Annotated in this window: 17 protein-coding genes, 2 pseudogenes and 1 riboswitch; of the genes and pseudogenes, 6 read left to right on the top strand and 13 right to left on the bottom strand. The window is 57.1% G+C overall.

Annotated features, from left to right (window positions below):
• Positions 1-15: 15 nt before the first annotated feature.
• The 10 genes from BJ928_RS35780 to BJ928_RS35825 form a co-directional block, all read right to left on the bottom strand.
• On the bottom strand, positions 16-525 hold the full coding sequence (locus BJ928_RS35780) for an invasion associated locus B family protein (RefSeq protein WP_052228035.1): 510 nt from the start codon (positions 523-525) through the stop codon (positions 16-18).
• A 136-nt stretch (positions 526-661) separates the two neighbouring features.
• A complete protein-coding gene (locus tag BJ928_RS35785) occupies positions 662-2,443 on the bottom strand; it encodes a ShlB/FhaC/HecB family hemolysin secretion/activation protein (protein WP_245432752.1) in 1,782 nt (593 codons plus the stop codon).
• Positions 2,444-2,669: 226 nt separating this feature from the next.
• Complete coding sequence (locus tag BJ928_RS35790) at positions 2,670-3,503, bottom strand: hypothetical protein (RefSeq protein ID WP_052228036.1); 834 nt, start codon at positions 3,501-3,503, stop codon at positions 2,670-2,672.
• A 135-nt stretch (positions 3,504-3,638) separates the two neighbouring features.
• The gene (locus tag BJ928_RS35795; protein WP_183079505.1) at positions 3,639-4,109 is read right to left on the bottom strand and encodes an invasion associated locus B family protein; all 471 of its coding nucleotides are present in this window, start codon (positions 4,107-4,109) and stop codon (positions 3,639-3,641) included.
• A gap of 10 nt (positions 4,110-4,119) precedes the next feature.
• Positions 4,120-4,671, bottom strand: a complete 552-nt coding sequence (locus BJ928_RS35800) for an invasion associated locus B family protein (protein WP_082012043.1) — start codon at positions 4,669-4,671, stop codon at positions 4,120-4,122.
• 212 nt (positions 4,672-4,883) lie between these two features.
• Entirely contained in the window at positions 4,884-5,810 is a 927-nt protein-coding gene (locus tag BJ928_RS35805; RefSeq protein WP_052228038.1) for a hypothetical protein, read from the bottom strand.
• A gap of 334 nt (positions 5,811-6,144) precedes the next feature.
• A complete protein-coding gene (locus BJ928_RS35810; protein ID WP_047636719.1) occupies positions 6,145-6,999 on the bottom strand; it encodes a methylenetetrahydrofolate reductase in 855 nt (284 codons plus the stop codon).
• Between the two features lie 331 nt (positions 7,000-7,330).
• A complete protein-coding gene (locus BJ928_RS35815; protein WP_047636721.1) occupies positions 7,331-7,825 on the bottom strand; it encodes a flavin reductase in 495 nt (164 codons plus the stop codon).
• A gap of 206 nt (positions 7,826-8,031) precedes the next feature.
• Positions 8,032-9,060: a methionine synthase gene (locus BJ928_RS35820; protein WP_047636684.1), complete on the bottom strand. Its 1,029-nt coding sequence runs from the start codon at positions 9,058-9,060 to the stop codon at positions 8,032-8,034.
• Between the two features lie 25 nt (positions 9,061-9,085).
• The gene (locus tag BJ928_RS35825; protein ID WP_047636723.1) at positions 9,086-10,069 is read right to left on the bottom strand and encodes a DUF1852 domain-containing protein; all 984 of its coding nucleotides are present in this window, start codon (positions 10,067-10,069) and stop codon (positions 9,086-9,088) included.
• A 322-nt stretch (positions 10,070-10,391) separates the two neighbouring features.
• Positions 10,392-10,602: riboswitch (cobalamin riboswitch) on the top strand.
• Positions 10,603-10,700: 98 nt separating this feature from the next.
• On the opposite strand from BJ928_RS35825, the gene BJ928_RS39600 reads away from it, so the two are divergent.
• From BJ928_RS39600 to BJ928_RS35860, 6 genes and pseudogenes are all read left to right on the top strand, one after another.
• Positions 10,701-11,012 (top strand): hypothetical protein, encoded by a 312-nt coding sequence (locus BJ928_RS39600; protein WP_047636686.1) that lies wholly within the window; start codon positions 10,701-10,703, stop codon positions 11,010-11,012.
• A gap of 2 nt (positions 11,013-11,014) precedes the next feature.
• Positions 11,015-11,818 (top strand): annotated as a pseudogene (locus BJ928_RS35835) (LysR family transcriptional regulator); the annotation flags it as partial.
• A gap of 38 nt (positions 11,819-11,856) precedes the next feature.
• A pseudogene (locus BJ928_RS39605) lies at positions 11,857-12,588 on the top strand (IS3 family transposase); the annotation flags it as partial.
• A 233-nt stretch (positions 12,589-12,821) separates the two neighbouring features.
• Entirely contained in the window at positions 12,822-13,415 is a 594-nt protein-coding gene (locus BJ928_RS35845) for a hypothetical protein (RefSeq protein WP_047636690.1), read from the top strand.
• A gap of 304 nt (positions 13,416-13,719) precedes the next feature.
• Positions 13,720-14,418 (top strand): hypothetical protein, encoded by a 699-nt coding sequence (locus tag BJ928_RS35855; RefSeq protein WP_147413979.1) that lies wholly within the window; start codon positions 13,720-13,722, stop codon positions 14,416-14,418.
• A gap of 155 nt (positions 14,419-14,573) precedes the next feature.
• Positions 14,574-15,014, top strand: a complete 441-nt coding sequence (locus BJ928_RS35860) for a hypothetical protein (protein WP_047636702.1) — start codon at positions 14,574-14,576, stop codon at positions 15,012-15,014.
• 330 nt (positions 15,015-15,344) lie between these two features.
• Here BJ928_RS35860 and BJ928_RS35865 read toward each other — a convergent pair whose 3' ends face one another.
• The 3 genes from BJ928_RS35865 to BJ928_RS35875 all read right to left on the bottom strand — a co-directional run bounded on the left by BJ928_RS35865 (position 15,345) and on the right by BJ928_RS35875 (position 17,289).
• The gene (locus tag BJ928_RS35865) at positions 15,345-15,953 is read right to left on the bottom strand and encodes a hypothetical protein (RefSeq protein WP_047636704.1); all 609 of its coding nucleotides are present in this window, start codon (positions 15,951-15,953) and stop codon (positions 15,345-15,347) included.
• Positions 15,954-16,084: 131 nt separating this feature from the next.
• The gene (locus BJ928_RS35870) at positions 16,085-16,729 is read right to left on the bottom strand and encodes a hypothetical protein (protein WP_147413980.1); all 645 of its coding nucleotides are present in this window, start codon (positions 16,727-16,729) and stop codon (positions 16,085-16,087) included.
• Positions 16,726-17,289, bottom strand: a complete 564-nt coding sequence (locus tag BJ928_RS35875) for a hypothetical protein (RefSeq protein WP_147413981.1) — start codon at positions 17,287-17,289, stop codon at positions 16,726-16,728. Before BJ928_RS35875 ends, BJ928_RS35870 begins: the two co-directional genes overlap by 4 nt.
• Positions 17,290-18,168 lie beyond the last annotated feature (879 nt).

Raw genomic sequence — 18,168 nt, forward strand, 5'->3', positions numbered from 1 at the left:
TGCAGGTGGCAGGGTTCAGCGCAGAACCGCCTCGGCGCGCGTAAGTGCGGTTGCAAAGCCATTCAGGGAAATCGCGAAGGCAATCGGACTGCTGGTGTCGGCGACAATCGCATGGACATGCAGGATCTTGCCCGCCTTCAACAGCGCGACGCGCAGGGCGTCGATATCAAGCTCGACGACGCAACCCATCGGGACCGCCGTGCGGAACGGAATGGCCGGCGCCATGCTGTTGTCATCGACCTGAAGGACGACGCCTTTCTGGAATGAAAGGCCGAACGGCAGGATCAACGTGCCCTTGATACGCCCGGCTTGCGGCCGCAACTCGATCAACAACAGGCGCTGGCGGCTATCGTTGTGGATCTGTTCCTGCGCGATGACACAGGTCTTCTGCGGTCCAGCCTCCCCGGTCTGAACCGTTCCGATCAACAGCCAGTCGCCATGGACTTCGCGCAAGGCGTCGGCGCCACCCGGCAGGCGCGTATTCGGTGTCGTGACAGCCGGTTTGGGGGCAACTTGATCGCTCATGTAAACTGTTTTCCTTTTATTATTGAGACCAAATGACCGGCCGCACCAGGCAGCCGATCCTTCCTTGAATGCCTAAACTGCACCCGCGACCGATGCCGGCCGCAGGCGCGGGCGCGATCGTCTGCAACCTCCAGCGTCAGAACTGGAATGCCGCGGAGACGGTGAAGCGATTGTCGTTGTCGCCGTTTCCGAAGCGCTCGACGCGGCCATATTCGAGATTGACGTTGGTGTTGTTGAAGCTCGCCTGCTCGGCCGCAGCCAGCCGCAAGCCGAGGCCATAGGCCGCGCCGCGCGAGAAGCCGCTTTCCAGAACCGTCGGATTGACGAGCCTGACGCCGCCATAGGCGCCGAACACATAAGGCGAGATCACCACCGCCCCCGCGGTGCTTGCCCCATCCGGCAGGTTGGTACCCTGCTGTGCCGGAAACTCCGGCCAGCCGAACGGCAGCGTGAAGCTCGTGCTGAACGGGAACTGCGCCTCGGCGCGCAGCACGAAACCGGAATCGCCCTGTAACGACCCGGTCGGGAAGCTCGACAGGCCGTTCGACGAGACAAGGCCGATCTGCTCGGAATTGAGCAGCGGCTGGCCAAAGGAGGTCTGCGCCCGCGCCCTGAAATCAAGCGTCAGATGTTCGGCGACCGGCTGGCGGTAGCCGAGCGTGACCTCGAGCTTCTGGAAATCGGCATCCGCGCCCTGACGTGACAAAGGCGTGCCACTGGCGGCCGCGTCAGCTGCACTGCGCGCGCCCAGCCCGTCGATGCCGAAGGAGCCGGTCATGCTGGCGCTGACGAGCGCATCGCCGGAGACATACCAGGACAGATCCGCGCCCGTGCGCAGGATGCGCAGCCGGTCCTTCGACAGGGTCAGGCCGCCGCCGTTCAGCAATTCGAGCTCTTCGTCCTGCGCGTCGAAGCCGCCGTTCAGGTTCAACGTCAATTCGCGCGAGCGGATCAGCGGATAGGCAAGCCGGGCCGAATAGCGCGTGAAGTCCGACATGAACTGCAGACCGAAGACACCCGCCTGCGGCGTCGTGCGCGACGCGGTGGCTTCAAGGTTCAGCGTCAGCCCGTCGATGCCGATCGGCAAGGTGACGCCGCCGGCCAGCGAGCGGTTGCGCGGCGAGCCGGTGAAATAGCCTTCGTCACCACCAAAGCGCGGTGCGCCGGAATCCCTGAGATAGATGAGTTCGCCGAAGCCGAGCACCGAATTGAAGTCGAGACCGATACCGGTGTTGTATTTGCCGAGTGCGTCGGTGGAATTGTTGTCGCCGGAGATGAAGCCGGTCACCGGCTTGTAGCGCGCCTCGATGGTCAGCACGCTGCCGCCGGGCTTGGTGCCGCGCGACAGGGTCGAGCGCAGCACTGTTCCCGGCAGGTCGCCGGCCAGGAGCAGCCGCCGCTCGATCTCGTCATTGGACATCCCCTTCTCGCCGATGAGCGGCGCCAGCATTTTTGCGATGCGGTCACGGATATTGTCGGGCAGATGCGAGGTGTCGATGTCTTCGACGAAGCCGTCGATGACGACGATGCGCAGCACCGCCCCATCCACCAGCCGCTGCGCCGGCAACACGACGCGCACCAGACCGTATCCCCTGGCGGCATAGGCCCGCTCCAGTTGACCGGCCGCCTCGAACAATGCCGCTGCCGTCACTTGGCCGCCGCTCAGGCTCTTGACGACGCGCGCCTCGTCCTCGGCAAAGCCCGGAAGGCCGCCCTCGACCTTGACGGACTTCAGGCGAACCGTGAGCTTCTCCGCCCCCTTCGGCGCCACCGGGCCGGAGGCTTCCGGAATGACAATGCCGCTGCTCTGCTTCTGAAGCTGAGGCTCGAATGTCTGAGGCGTCACCTGTGACGCTGTCTGGGCATGGGCTGCGCCTATGGTAGCCGACAACAGGGCGAGCGCCGTTCCTGCCGACAATACGGGCCGCCCCACCCGCATTTGCTTAGGCTTTCCATGTACGATAAGCATTCAGATTACTGCCCTCAATCATTTGTGGCGGACGCTAGGTGGATTCCCGCATGCTGTCTCCGTCCATTTTTGACTAGGTCGGAATTTCTCAAAATGAGCGGTTGCGCACTTCCCGCAAGCGAATCCTTGCGTCATCGAATGCCGCTATCATGTTGCCAGCATTGACTTACTTCGCTCAGGCGAACCGGGCTCGAGCGGAAATCTCATCGAGGATCAGGAGTTTGCAAACCTGCACCCTGGCGTATTCCTCATAGAAGCCCTGCGAAACCCAAAGCTCCGAGCGCCCTCTTCGCCCTGTCCAGCCGATACCGCCGATCCGCTCCGCCGCTGACATTTTCCGGCTGGTGTGAGCGCGCGACAGTCCCGACGATTGCGCCAGCCATGTCAGCGAACTCACCGTTGTCTGATGCCGGTCTTGCCGGCCTATGCCGGTGACGTCGATGCCGCCAATCAGCCGGTCCATCAACAGGCTGCCAGAATCGGCCCAGGTAAAGATCGTGTAGAGTGGGCCTGGAGCTCGCAAGGTCTCCTCACACAACAAAGCGCAGGCCACTTCGAACTGGATCAGCGCAAGAGATCGAACCGGGTCCGCCAGCAACCACATCGCCCTGTCGCCTCCATCGATGAGATCCAGTGCCTCGAAGTGGGCCCGATACCAGGAAGTCAGTAACGTCATGGCAGCAGGCGATGGAACCGCCTGCTCAAGTTTGATGTCGCCGATGCCCATGAGCGGCGTCAGAGCGCCTCGTTCGATCGCATGAGAGAACAGGGTGGTCGCCGTGTTGCGACTGCAGATATTATGTCTGACGGCGAGCATCCCGAATACACGCCTTGTCAACCAGCCATGGCTGAATTGCTCTCCCGGGAAATAATGGGCAAGCGCTGCATGACATAGAAGCCACGACTGATGGCTTGCGAAGAGCGCCGCAACAGCTATGCACGACTCGTAGGTGAAGATGAAGTCGCGGGCCATCCGGACGACGGCATGCGGAAAGACGCCAGCCGCCATATAATGATCGGCGGGACGGCGTGATCGATTATGGTGCGAGGCAGAGACCAAACCAAGGGCCGAGCGCTCACAGAGACCACACATTGCAATACCCTCTCACCGGAGCGCTTGAAATCGCCGACCACCGAGAAAATGTCACTTGCCAATCAAGCGTGCGCGAGCAAGCGCACTCGCAAAGCCGTTGAGCGGTATCGAAAAATTGATCTCGTCACCCGTATCGGTCTCCGCCGTAACATGCAGGCAGCGGCTCGATGTCAGCTTTGCGACCGTTGCCTCGTCAAAATCGAGATCGACGAGATAACCTTTGGACTGCACGATGAGCGCCTGGCGCGAGCTCGGCGCACTTTCTTCGAATTGCAGCACGACGCCCTGATCTTGCGACAGGCCGGACGGCAACAGCAGGGCGCCTGCGACACGTTCCCGTCCCGGACGCAGTTCGATCACCAGCAAGCGCCTTCGTGTTTCCTCATCGAGCTGAACTTGCGAGATTATGGAACAGGCATCGTCAAGAACGCGCGCCGGCTGTGGCGTGGTTGTCAGCGTCCAGTCGCCATGAACCTCGCGCAATCGAATTGCGCCCGCATTTTCGCGAGATGTCTTTGTCACGTCCGTTATCTTACTTGGTCAGTTCGCCGATGCGGGTAAGGGCTGCTGAAAGGCCCTTCAACGAAACCTTGAGCGCCACGGGCTGGGAAGCCGCCAGCGCCGTCGCACTCAGATTGAGGTTAGTTCCGCTCTTGAGCTTGACTAACTGGCCGGTATCGAAGGTGATTGTCGCCAGGCATCCTTGCGGTATGCAGGTCGAAAACGCAGCCGGGCTTCCCGCCGGTGCGTCGTCGATCCTCACCGACACGCCCTGTGCGAGCGCGAGACCGAAGGGCATTAGCAAGGCTGCCTGCAGCTTGCCATCCGCGCCGCTGGACAGCTCGACGGTCAAGATGTTCTGACCATTGTCCTTGTTGCTCTGGGTCTGCCGCATGACGCATTGCGTCGCATTGTTTTGCGACTGACAGGCAACGATCCAATCCTGATATGTTTCGATGAGCGATCCTGCACCGCCCGGAAGCGGCGCCGCTGATGCGGACGACGCAACCGGCTGGATACCGGCGACAATAGCCCCCAGGAGAATAGCCAGTCTGGGGCGATCAAAGAAGCCAATGCGGCGCATGCGGTGAATTCCTTCGTCTTCGAAAAGTGAATAGGGACCGATTGCCGCCAGCTTCCTTGCGCGACGGCAATCCATTGATTTCCTGGGACACTAAGCCTCGTCTCCATGCCTGTCGCCGTCCATTTCTGACAAGATCACCATTCGTCCCTGTATCGTCCCACCTACGCTCAAGGCCTGGCTGGAGCGGTCATCCACTTTTGCAGGACGTGCGTTTAGCTATCGCTCCTCTCACCGTTCGGACCGTATTGCGGCAGTTGACCGGCACCGTTTGAAGAATCGGACAACAGACTGCGGACCCTACTGCAGGCGTGATCGAGGATCAGCAACTTCAGGGCCTGCATCTGAGCATACTCCTTGTAGAAGCCGTGCGAGATCCAGATCGAAGAATGACCCTTGGGCCCAAGCCAGCCAATGCCGCCGATCTGCGCCGCAGTCGAGAGCTTTCGACTGGTATGCGCGCGTGACAGCCCGGTTGCTTTTGCGAGGAAGGAGATCGAGACTAGATTCGTTTGCAAGCAGTCGCGCTTCCCAATCGCCGATGGCTCGATCCCTGCGACGAGCCTATCCATCAGCAATCCGCCCGCATCAGCCCACGTGAAAATGGTATAGAGCGGACCTGGCTCGCGCACTTCCGGGATCGAAAGCAGCATATAGGCCAGCTCCGGTTGGAGTAACCGGAGGATGCTGTGCGGGTCGTCCATAAACCACGAAGCACGGTTGCCGCCATAGATCGCATCAAGTGCATTCAAATGAGCGCTGTACCATGCGCAAAGCATCGAGATCGTTGCCGGTGCCGGCACGTACTCAACGGCCTCTCGATCACTCACGGATTCGATCGGATTGATCACATCATAGGCGACGACTTCGTCGAAGAACGCGTAGGCAGTGTTTCGGCTGGATAGGGTATTTTTGAGCGCCAGGTTGGCCAAAACACGACGCGTGAGTTTGGTCTTACCGGTATTGATAGCCCAGAAATGATGGGCAAGCGCTGCATGGCTTAGCAACCAGCGCTGTTGTGCGGCGAACAAACCAGCGAGACGCGGAAGACCTTGATTGAGTTCGATAAGCCTCTTCGACAACGACACGAGGTGATGCGCGAATGCTTCATCGTCAACGAGCCGAGCGGCGTCCTCGCGCAAGTCTAGACTAAGGCCATATCCTCCGAAGGATGACGATGAGGTCGAAAAATCACAGAGGCAGCACATATGCAGAAAATCTCAAAGTAGCATTCATGTAGCTTGCCGACTGTGCCCATGCGCCGTCGGCTGCTGAAGGCTACGCGGGGTGGACTCAGCGTGTCACCGTCCATTTCTGATTGTCTTTCAAGCATAGTCGTGGATCGACCTGACCAGAACGCAGATCGACCAGGCTCAATAAAAGGACATTCCGTGGGATACGCTCAAGATATGGCCGGCCGCATGCCGGCGACCATGCCGCTAGCGAACGAAATCTCAAACGATATGTTTCCTGCGCCTACCAGGAAGCGCGGCTTCGAAGCCAAGCCGCAGCCTTATCCAGTCCACCGAACGGAAAAATATGCATCTGGGAGATCAACACGTCTTCCAGATCGCTTTGAGCAGTTTCGATGGGTTTCACAAAGGTTTCGGGCGAATATCCGGTCGCAAGCGCCATCAGGCTGCCGGAGTGCTTCGTCAGCATCGACATGGAATTGCCGACACCACAGAGCGTTCCGTACTTGATGAGCGTGGTCAGCTTCGCCGGGCCGGCAACCCCAATATGCACCGGCGCAGATATGCCGATCTCCCTGAGACCCTTCGCCCAGACCAACGCCTTGGCAGGATCAAAGCCGAATTGAGTTACGATACGAAGCCTCGCACCGGTCAGTCTCGCAAACGCCTGCTTTTCATGAAGCACCTCAAGCGCCAGGGCCTCGGTAAAATCTGGACTGCCCTCTGGGTGACCCGCAACAGCAATGTCGGTGATGCCGAAACGGTCAAGATATCCAGTTCTCAGAAGGTCCATCGAAGAGGCATAAGGCCCACGCGGAGAAGTGACGCCCCCGCCTATAACCAACACATCGGTAACGCCGGCCTCATGGACGAGCGCAGAAATGCGTCTCTCGAGTGTATCTCGGCTGCCAATTCTTCGGGCAGCCAGATGAGGTACCGGCACAAGGTCGCAATCGCACAATCGCCGCGCAGCTGTAACCATCTCGTGTTCGGTATCGGCAGCACCGATATCCGTCAGATATACCCGGGTACCGACCGGAATCATCGATTTGAGTTCATCGACGGTCGGGATCTGCTTAGGCAGGATTTCGATGGATGCGGAAAGCGGGCGGGTGTCGACTGATAAGGAGGAGGCCATATATATACTCTGATGGATACGTGCTTTTATGTCGCTTGCTCTCTACGCGTAGTCGCTATGCGGTTGCTACGCGCGGAATGCTAATCGGATACTCCGTCCAGTTTGCAGCCCAGGCCGTTACGCTTGTCTCGAATACGCCATGCCTGAATGACCTCCGGCGTTTCGCGAAGCTCCCAGGCAAATCTGGCCGCATAGTAGGGTATCTGGAACGTGCCCTGTGCGCGTGATGAACGCAGAGACCGCACGCTTGCCGCCTGCAGCCATCATTATGGGTAGATTCCTGAAACCTCAAGAGAAACACCGCCAGGCCTGCAAATTAGAGATCCTGAGCCTAGCCGTTGAGATAGCGGCGCATGCAATAGAGCAGCGTTGCCTGTTCTTCGTTCTCACGAATGTCGATTACGCGCCCGAAGAGGATGCGGTGGGTTGCCTCGTCGACGGCATTGGTGAGCTCGCATTCGAAGCTGACCGAAGCGTTGGCCAGGATCGGGACGCCCGTGAGGCCCTCTCTCCATTCGCCCAGCGCAAATCGATCCTCCATCGGCGTCTTCCCGCCGAAGGTGTTCGAGATGTCCTCATGACCCGGCATCAACGTGTTGACGCAGAAATGGCGCGTGTTTTCAAAAGCATGAAAACACGAGCTCGCTCGATTGATACATACGAGAAGTGTTGGCGGCGTATCGCTGACACTGCAGACTGCTGACGCCGTAAAGCCGTAGTGCTTACCGCCAGACCTGGTGGTGACGACGCTGACCGCCGTGCCAAGGCGCGACATGCCGTTGCGAAATGTGGCTTTGTCCACAATGTTGAAGCGGTGATCCACCATTCCCATATCGGCCTCTCAAACGCGTTCGGGACAGGCGAAACCGAGACGGTTCCGCAAGGTTCCTGTTCATATTCGGTGCGCAAACGCATCCCCTCGCCTGCACGACCCGTACGACTATTTCGATGAAATCGATAGGTCGCCCGGGAAGAGCGATGGGATGACGTTGAAGCCGTCGGCACCCTTGGTGGTGAACCGGCTCACCAGCACTAGGCCGAGAGTTCCCTTCGGACGATTTCTGCGCCGGCGCTCAAGGCATTCAGCTTGCCTCTTGCCACACGACGAGAAAGGGGTGCCATGCCGCAATTGGTGCAAGGGCAAAGTTTGTCGGCATCGACAAACTGAAGTGCCTTTCGCAGAGTAGCGGCCACTTCCTCTGGCGTCTCAATGGTATTGCTTGCCACGTCGATAGCCCCCACCATCACTTTCTTGCCTCGGACAAGCTCGATGAGATCCATTGGAACATGAGAGTTGTGGCATTCCAGGGAGATCATACCGATACTGGATTTCTGCAGCTTCGGGAAAGATTCCTCATATTGCCGCCACTCCGATCCTAGGGTCTTCTTCCAGTCTGTGTTAGCCTTGATGCCATACCCGTAACAGATATGAACGGCAGTTTCGCATTTTAGCCCTTCGATCGCCTTCTCCAGGGTGGCAACTCCCCAATCATTCACCTCATCGAAGAAGACGTTGAATGCTGGCTCGTCAAACTGAATGATATCGACACCAGCAGCCTCTAATTCCTTGGCTTCCTGATTGAGGATCTTGGCGAATTCCCATGCCAGCTTTTCACGGCTTTTATAGTGGGCATCATAGAGCGTATCGATCATGGTCATTGGACCGGGCAGCGCCCATTTGATGGGCTGCTTGGTCTGCTGACGCAGAAACTTGGCATCTTCGACAAAAACGGGCTTCTGACGCGACACAGCTCCGACGACTGTTGGGACGCTCGCATCATAGCGATCTCGAATTCTGACGGTCTCACGCTTCTCAAAGTCGACGCCGCTGAGGTGCTCGATGAACGTCGTGACAAAATGCTGGCGCGTTTGCTCACCGTCGCTAACAATATCGATACCTGCCTGTCGTTGATCGTCCAAAGACAAACGCAGGGCATCCTGCTTGCCCTCGATCAATTCCTCATCTTCCAATTTCCAAGGTGACCAGAGCTTCTCAGGCTGCGCAAGCCATGAGGGCTTCGGCAAACTGCCGGCGGTGGACGTGGGCAACAGTCTTTTCATGATAGCGACCTTATATTTCGGTTCGTCAAATAGCGTAATTGGCAGACCATTGCTCAAGAATGGTCTTGTATGGTTTGATGAAGTGCTCCTCAGCAAATCTGCCCTGCTCGATAGCCAACCGGCTACGTTCTTCTCGATCATAGACAATTCGAGTGAGTGAATAGTCCTGGTGCTTCAGGCTCGGCTGATAACATGTCCCGGCAGCCGAATTGGCATTGTAAATCTCGGGTCGGTAGATCTTCTGAAAAGTCTCCATCGTGCTGATGGTGCTGATCAGTTCAAGATTGGTGTAATCACCAAGCAGGTCGCCGAGAAAATAGAAAGCCAAAGGCGCGACGCTATTCGGCGGCATGAAATAGCGAACCTTTAGTCCCATTTTTCTGAAGTATTCATCGGTTGAAGAGAATTCATCCTGGTGGTATTCGATACCCAACACCGGATGCTGATTTTCAGTTCGGCGATATGTCCTGCTGCTTGACGCGCTCAGGCAGATAATCGGCGGCTTATCGAAATTTTCCTTGTAGGCACCTGAATTCAGAAAGCTTTTGAACAGCTTACCATGCAGGTCGCCGAAATTATCCGGAATGCTGAAATCGGGGCGGTTCTTGTTGTGCTCTGGCAACACGACGCTGAAGTCGTAATCTCGCACGTAAGAGGAGAAGTTGTTCCCCACAACGCCCTGAATGCGTTCATTCGTTTTCCGGTCGACGATGTTCGTTTTCAATACCTCAATTAATGGGAAGGCATTACCGTCGCCTTCAGCACCGATATTCATTTCAACGGAAATGATCTCAAGTTCGACAGAATAACGATCTGCATTTGGGTTATCCCAATTCGCCAGGGCGTTGAAACGGTTGTCGATCATCTTCAAGGCGTTCCGCAGATTCTCCTGACGGTTCGCCCCTCTCGCCAAATTGGCAAAATTAGTGGTGATCCGCGTGTTCTCTGCGGGGCGATAATCCTCATCGAAAGAAATTCGCTTTATATTAAACGTAAATTCTTCGTTCATCGCGATCTTGCGCTCTAAATTCCGAGATAAAACCTGCATTACTGTTTTCCCTTTCGAGATTTTCCTAATTGTATGTTCCGGTTTTCTCGGGCGTAATTCGTCACACCCTCCGACATTAGGAGCGGTGCGTGCTATGTAGCTGAGGGATTGATCGACTAAAAATGGTTTTATCTCATTGAAGCATGAGCCATCTTCATCATTTCGCGGTCGAAGCGCTCCAGCCGGAATTCAAAGACGTCGCCTTTCCCAGTGCTCATAATGGGCAGCCACTCGCCTCAAGCTTGACTTTTTACAGACATCTTGACCCCTTCGGCGACATGCGGCATTGGTTCGTCGTCGTGGTTCTGCGGACGAAAGTCCGGAGCTAAGAGGGAATTCGGTCAGGGATCTTGTGAAGACCCGAAGCCGAAGCTGCCCCCGCAACTGTGAGCGGCAAGCGAAGGTCCATCCATGTCACTGAGGCGTGCCTCGGGAAGACGGACCATAGCAATGACCCGCAAGCCAGGAGACCTGCCGCGATAGATAACGTCCACGGGCGGGGTGTCCCGGTGTGCCGCTTTTGCGATCGGCATTCCCGTGCCGTCGCCTTTGCGTCATGTCAGCACCTTACCACAACACAATGGCAGTGCCGATGACAGAGACCACGACGATAGCAAAAACTGCCCAGCATGGCTCGATAGCCAGCCTTATCGATATCGCTTTTCCCGAAGATACGAACCATCACGGCACCCTTATCGGGGGTACCGGACTTGTCGAGCGCGCAGGCCGCAGCTCCATGTCCATCGAGACAAAATTTCGGTCCGAAAACCCGTTGACGGGCAACTGGCATAATACGGTCACCCGACACTTCAGGATGGTGGCGGTCTGCAAGGATCACCGGCCAGCTTCCGTCCACGGTCGTGGTGCGACCGGAGCCGTTCCCCTTGAGCAGAGGCGGGCATAACCATGCTGGACAGGCAACATCTGTCAATCCTGCGCGAAGTCGATCGCTTGGGCAGTCTGACGGCGGCAGCCGAACGGCTGAATGTGACCCAGTCTGCACTCAGCCATACGATCCGAAAGCTCGAAGAGCGCTATGGCGTGGCTGTGTGGGAGAAGGATGGTCGTAATCTTCGCCTCACCGAGGCCGGGCGTTACATTGTGACGCTGGCGCAACGCATTCTACCGCAGATCGAAAGGGCTGAGGATGTCTTGTCGGATTATCGCTACGGTCAGCGAGGCTCTCTGAAGATCGGCATGGAATGCCATCCCTGCCATCAATGGCTGATGGGCGTCACAAAACCCTATCTGGTGGACTGGCCGGACGTGGATCTGGAACTGACGACATCATTTGCCTTCGGAGGGGTGGCAGCTCTGACGGGATACGAGATCGATATCCTGATCACACCGGATCCGATCGAGGCGCCGGGCATCCATTATCTATCTGTGTTTGACTACGAGCTCGTGCTTGCCGTACCGACCGATCACCCACTCGCGCGCAAGGACTACGCCGAACCAGCGGATCTGCTGGACGAAACTCTCTTCACCTATCCCGTGCCGCCGGAGCGATTGGATGTATTCACGCAGTTTCTAGCTCCCGCCAACTGCCGTCCGCGACATCACCGGAATGTTGAGACCACGGAAATGATGCTTCAGCTCGTTGCGGCCGGTCGTGGCGTCAGCGCCATTCCGAACTGGCTTGTACGTCGGGAGGCTGCCGAACTCGGCGTTCGTCCTGTCCGGATCGGAAAGAGCGGAATAGGTAAGAGTATCCATCTCGGTCTGAGAAGCGGCGACGAAGCCGTCGATTTTATAGCTGGGTTCCTAAACACGTCGCGCCAGACATCAGCTTGACGCGTCTGTGCCCTTGTCCTCCTTGCCGGAATAGACCTTGCCGATCGAACTCGGCGAGGTCTACGGCTATCAAAGACTGTATGACTATCGTCTCGACCGAGGCGAGATGCGTTGCCCGAACCGGGCTGCGCATCTGACCCGTCTTGCCGGAGTTAAGGCGCAGATCTGTTGCAAACGTCGCTGGCGCCTGGGGCGGCAGGACTTCCATCGTTGTAGATAATGCGCTCAACCAGCAATTTGACGTAGAAGTTCCGGATAAGGACTGGGTCACGGGCGTCATATTGCAAGCGCTGCTGATGGCGGTGTCGAGGTGCAAGCCGAAGGGTCAGATGTCGATCCACTCGGATCAGAGCTCGCAGCTCACCCGCATGGACTGGGCCTCGTTCGTCAAGCACCATAACCTGGTTCACTCGATGAGCCGACGGGTTAACTGCCATGACAATCCTGTGGCCGAGAGCTTCTTCAATCTTCTGGAGCGTGAACGGATACGCCGCAGGGGTTGCCGGTCACGCAACGAGGCTCGCTAGGACGTGTTCGATCACATCGCGACGTTCTGCAATCCGAAACGCAAACACGTCAAAAACGGGATGCTGTCACCGGTCGGCATCGCGAAGCAGCAGAAATTACAACCCAGGGGCGTCTACGAAGCGCTGGGCAATTTCCATAACCGGATCCCGTGTCCATAATAAGTACACACGCGTCTATTCGAAGAGAAAACTAGTTCACGCAAGCGCACGTCGGGATATGACTCGGGGTAACGAAGAAATGTTAGAGCGTGTCTATGCAAGCAAACAATGTTCCGCCAACTCAAAGTCGTAGGACATCGTTAAACCTGTTGCGTTGCCTTATATTAGCCTTCGTCCCTATGCTCTCACATTCGGCCTCGGCCCAGTCCTCCGACCAACTCTGCATCAACAACATGGTGGACGTCGACCTCAAGACCGTCGCTCTCTATGAGGTGGATACGCCGACCGGCATCCACTTCGTTCATGGTCCTGAGGCAGGAAGTTGCCCTGCTGCGAACGACGTCTGCCAGCAGCGGGCCCGCCTCGTGAAAGGCAATCAGGTTGTCGTCATAAGCCGCTTCGGCGATTACGCGTGTGCGATATACGTTGCAGCGCGTAAAGGTAAGGCTATCGCCACTTCCGGCTGGTTGCCACTTTCGGCTTTGAAGACTATCGAGCCCTCGCCCCACTGGGCCGGTCATTGGATCAGTGATGACAGCGATGCGACGATCGATGTCGTGGCAAAAGACGACGCCAAAATTGGGATCGATGGCAACGCGACATGGAACAGCAACCCAATCGACGCGCAATCAGGTCAGTTCGGTGCAGTCATCTCCCCCCAAGGCGCTTTCGTCTCCTTTACCGATGGCGACAATATAAAGACTGCCTACGCGAATTCAGCGTGCACAATTAAAGCTGCTCAACTCGGCCCTTATCTTGTCATCACGGACAACCACAATTGTGGTGGCTCCAACGTCACCTTCTCAAGCGTGTACGTTCGAAAATGACGGCGTCCAAAACCGGCAATCACGTGATTATAGAAAGAGCCGAGGAGCGGCGAAGCGCAATGTGTCGCAACTCTCACATTCCTTAGCGGCATGATCGAAAAGGCGTAGGAGATCATGCGATCGATAAAATCGTCCACGATGGCCGACAACGATGGATAGTGGAGAGAATCACGTTTTGTATCGGGGAATGACCGAAAAGCCGATGCAAGAATATGTTGCACGCGTATCCTTACATCGAGTTTTGGCGCCGTTGTTGCCCATGATCATGGGGTCGATAGACGCTAGTCCGTGATGCAGGGCTTTCTTGCTCGACCGCGGTCGAAAGATTTTCGAAACGAAGCGATCCACAAAGTGGTCGCCCTCCACAAGGAAAAAAGCGATCATGCGCTTGAGACTCCTCTCCCTAATCGCGGCTTTGCTTTCAACTCCGCTTCTCGGATACGCAGCGACTGCCGGATTGCCGGGCGCGAACGCCAGCGCCGCTGACGTCGTGAGATTTACGGTCGACTACGAAGGCCATGCCGCCGACGCGGACGAATTGCTCCGAGGCGCCAGTCGTTCACCGACGAAGATGGAAACGATCCTGTTTACGCATGATTTCCTTGCGAGTTGGTACGCGCTGAAGGCGAAGGAAGCAGCAAATCCCGATGCCGTCTCGGCGCCCAATAGCACTCCGGGAATCGACAATATAACGAATGGTGAGACTGACTATCTCACCAGCGCGGACTCCGACGATGGCGGTGCCCATCCGGTGAAATTCAAGGACGTATCCGATAAGCTCAACGGCGTCATGGTCGCGATGAACTATAACGCGAACGGCTCTTATTCTTGCTTGTTCTTTCTAAAACCGGAAAATGGCAGGCTTAAGATTGACGATATTCTGTTAAGCCCCTTCTCTGGCGGAAATTTCAATCCATGGACCCTGCATCGTCCCGGCGTTTCTCCGGGCGTTCGGCAAGATGTTGCGAAGGCGTTGAGTGACGGTAAATCAAATGGCAAATAGGGGAGATTGGGTCACTCCTCCGAACCGCGCTGCGGCGCAGCAGCCCTTGCAGTTAGCTCGCCGCGCGCTATCACGGCATATTCATTGGACTTTAAATCCCCGGCCGGTGGTCTACCGACAGCAGACAGGCTGCACAGCAACTTTGGAGGAACTGAATGACTGATGTAATGAGAGCGGCCGGTGCGTTGTTGCTGACAGTCGTTGCCCTCGCCGGGTGTGCGCCCACCGCACAGAATGGATTTGCTGGTAATACCGGCGCGGCTTCAGCCACCGCCGTCAATTATGACGGCGCGGTCGCCGAAATGAATAGAATGACCGAGATGGATCGGCAGAGAGTAGCCCAAGGGTTGGCATCGCCAGAAGTAATCCCACTCGATATCGAGAAAGCAAAGCTGGCGACAGAGGCCCAGGCGATAATCGCGTCGGGCGACAAGGCGAAGGCCCGCGCATGGTCGGAGCGTGTACACGCCATCGACGCGCGCCGAAACGCCATCAACAAGCAGTTTACGATGGCCTATTTCGCTAAGCATCCTCCCGTCGACACCCCTGCCAATTGCAGTTTCGACCCCAGACTGGGCTGCCGCCCAACCTATTGAGAACTCCGCGCCACGAGAATGGAAGGATATGACCGTCATTTCTCGACCCAGGTCTTTCTGCTGTCCGATGTTCCTTCAAGCTCGGCGGTCAGCCGGTAATCTTTCCGAGGCAGCACCACCAATTGATTCGTGTGCGTTCTGTCTTTCCTGCAGCCTTGCCATGATTGCGGAGGCCAGGAGGTGAACGGCATCTCGGGATAGCCGCCGCCGTCCGCGATTAGCGTTGGGTCCCGCTGCTTGTTACCGGAACCATGTCTGACCTGATGCGCGAAACCAACACGGTCTTGGAATTGGGCTCGCCCGCCTGCCGACCAATAGGTTTTCCCACCATCAATCTCCCACTTTTGAACGGAGCTGGTTTGACGCGGCATTTCGCAACCCGAACCACAGTCCCGAGGCAACGCAAGCCTGCCACAAAGGAAAGAACAAGCATGACATGGTCAGTGAATATCGCATCTGAAACACCCCTTCCGGCCAAAACGCACCACCGAAAGTGCCAGCGATTACCATAGGCCATCCGGAAAATCGGATATTTCGGCGCCTAAGCAGAACCCATATGACGATTGCCATGAAGGCTGCACCTATGAGGCCGCCGATGGCGCCACTCATCGCGTAGTCCGTATATTGCGGGGTACTGTCGTCGCTAAGAAGAAAATCGACGCTACCCGCTGCCAAAACAAGAGCGACGGCGGTCGAGGCGATAAGCAACGCAAGTAGCCCAACACCACGACCTCCGTTTTGCGCCGTGATTTTACTGCGGACGATCATCGCCACGAGGATGCCAAACGGCGCCGAGAGCGGAACTGCCAGCCATGTCGGTTGCCGTCCAAATTGATCGAGTGCATTTGCCTCCAGCATGGCGCTGATTCCGACAAATGCACAACCCGTTAGCGCTCCCAGAAGAGCTATCGTCACGTAATCCTTCAATGGTTCCTTCATCCCATATCTCTTGCCTGACACCTTAGGAGCTCCAGCTCATCAGCCTCTTTGGATTATCGGTCAAAGCTTCGCGACACAGCCATCGGCTCGTAGACTCGGACAAGGACGATAGAGGCTGCGAGATCCGGCCATCACCAGTTCTCTTTGTCGAAGGCGGTCAGTTCGCAATCCGGCTTCGTGGTATAGGAAATACTGGCACTTTTGCCCGCAAAGTCCTTTAGGTCAAACCAATGGGTGCTTTGAGGTGGCCCCGCGTCAGGCCCCGGAAATGTCAAATGCCGTTCGTTCGACCCTGTCGCCGCCGCCATCTCCTCCGGAGTTGGACAGGAATCGGTCAGCAGAGAAACCGTCAACATACGAGAAATTGTCGTCTTGCCATTCGGCCCTAACGGCGCCTCGAATCTCCATTCAACCATCACCTTCCCGATTCCAAGGCTCGACGATGGTGGGGCATAGATTGCCGTGAAGCGCGGATCGTCCCCGCTGGAAAATGGTCCGTTCCATGTCGCCGGAGCTCTGGACAACTCGGGCAACCGCAACGCGGAAGCGAGATCTTGCCAACTCGCCTCTTCTCGATCGCGCACGATTTGTGCAAAGCCGGCAGCGACAATAGCACCGCTGCTGCGATGACCGGTGTTCTGCGCATCTGCGCCCGTAGCGATCACCATGGCCAGCGCAAAGCCACAGCGTGTACATAACTTCATCCGGTGACGGCGAGCAGGCTGGGATTTTCCAGATGCTACATATACCCCAGATGCTGCATATACCAATGTCATGGCTTCTCCTTACTTTGCAGCGTGACTGCAAAAAATTCTGCAGGATGACTTGTTACATACGCCGATCGAGCCGTTCCGATAGTGCTCCCACTGCGCTCGGGGTTACGATAAGCCGCTCGAGCAAAATAGGTTGTGATCGGTGATCGCGTCGTCACTTCCGCTGTTGAGAGGCCGGGGCTGAACACCACGTTGTGTACCGTCAGATTGAGCCCGACACCGCCGATGTCCCAGTGACAGACACCGAGGCCGAAATAGTTTGCGTCGGCAAGCGCGTCGAGATGAAAGGTAGCCGTATAGCCATCGGAGAATGGTAGGAGCTTTAGTGGCAACCTCCTCTGCATCGCCAATGTCGCTCCGCTCCCAGGCTGAAGAGGCAAGCAATCGGTGTTGCTCACCTGATAGGACACATACCCTGTCACCTCATCGAACGGGCCGGGAGCATCCTGGATCGTCGCGATCAACTCGTATTGGTGCGCTGGCTTTGGATTGAATTTAGGCGTTGGAGACGCAAGGGACGGCTGCAACGCCATCGGAATGAAGACGGCGATTGCAAGCATCAACCGAGCGGCCCGGTTCAGCACTCGCGTCAGTCTAGAGCGAGGTCCCTCCAACCCGACCGATCGAGCGTTGATCAAGACGGTCGGATCGTCATCACGTCTACTCGCTTGAGAGCACATTCAAACCACCCTCCGCGAACGAGCCCCAGCCATTTGCTCCATGTTTCAGAAGAACCTTTACCATGTCGCGGACCGCCGGCGGCGACGTGATGGCTCCCCTCGGCCCGGTCCAACCGGACGGCCGCTCCGTTGCTTCCCAACCGTGAAACACTCGCGTCGCACCCTTAGCGCCCGACCCCCCCCTTCTCGACAGCCTGGATTCGGATCGTGGTGGTGTAGCAGGTGCCGCGAATTTGGGCAGGTTGCACCGCAGACACGTCGACGCCGCCAGCGACCCAATCCGGTTCTTCTACGCGTGCATCGATATTGCCCCCCACCCGGTCACGATCAATTCGGCTTCCTGGGCCAGGACGGAAGCGGGTGGCTCGGGGATGGCGGCCTGAGCGGCTGGAAGATGTGCCATGCTCACAGAAATCGAAGTCATCGCAATCAAGGCTGCCCGGGCGACACCCGCAGGCGGCGCCGTGCCGGTGCAAGCCCATCGTAAGATCTCATGATTGTTCATAGAGAATTCTTCCAACCCATAATTCGTTCATGCCGCATCGGCAGGAAGCACCTCAACGCCCTATCCAGCAGCGGCTAACCTTCCGCAGATGATTAGATGCCGCATGAAACGTTGACCCGCCATCGCGAAGGCAATTTTTGACACGGATCTGCACTCAAAATAGGCTCTGACGCACATTTGCTGCTGTGCAGGTCTACGACGCACCGATCAACCGCGCCTGCAGGAGATCGAGTTTTGCTCTTCCGTACATCTGGCGC

This window comes from Rhizobium sp. WW_1, assembly GCF_003610155.1.
GTDB classification, from domain to species: Bacteria; Pseudomonadota; Alphaproteobacteria; order Rhizobiales; family Rhizobiaceae; genus Rhizobium; species Rhizobium tropici_A.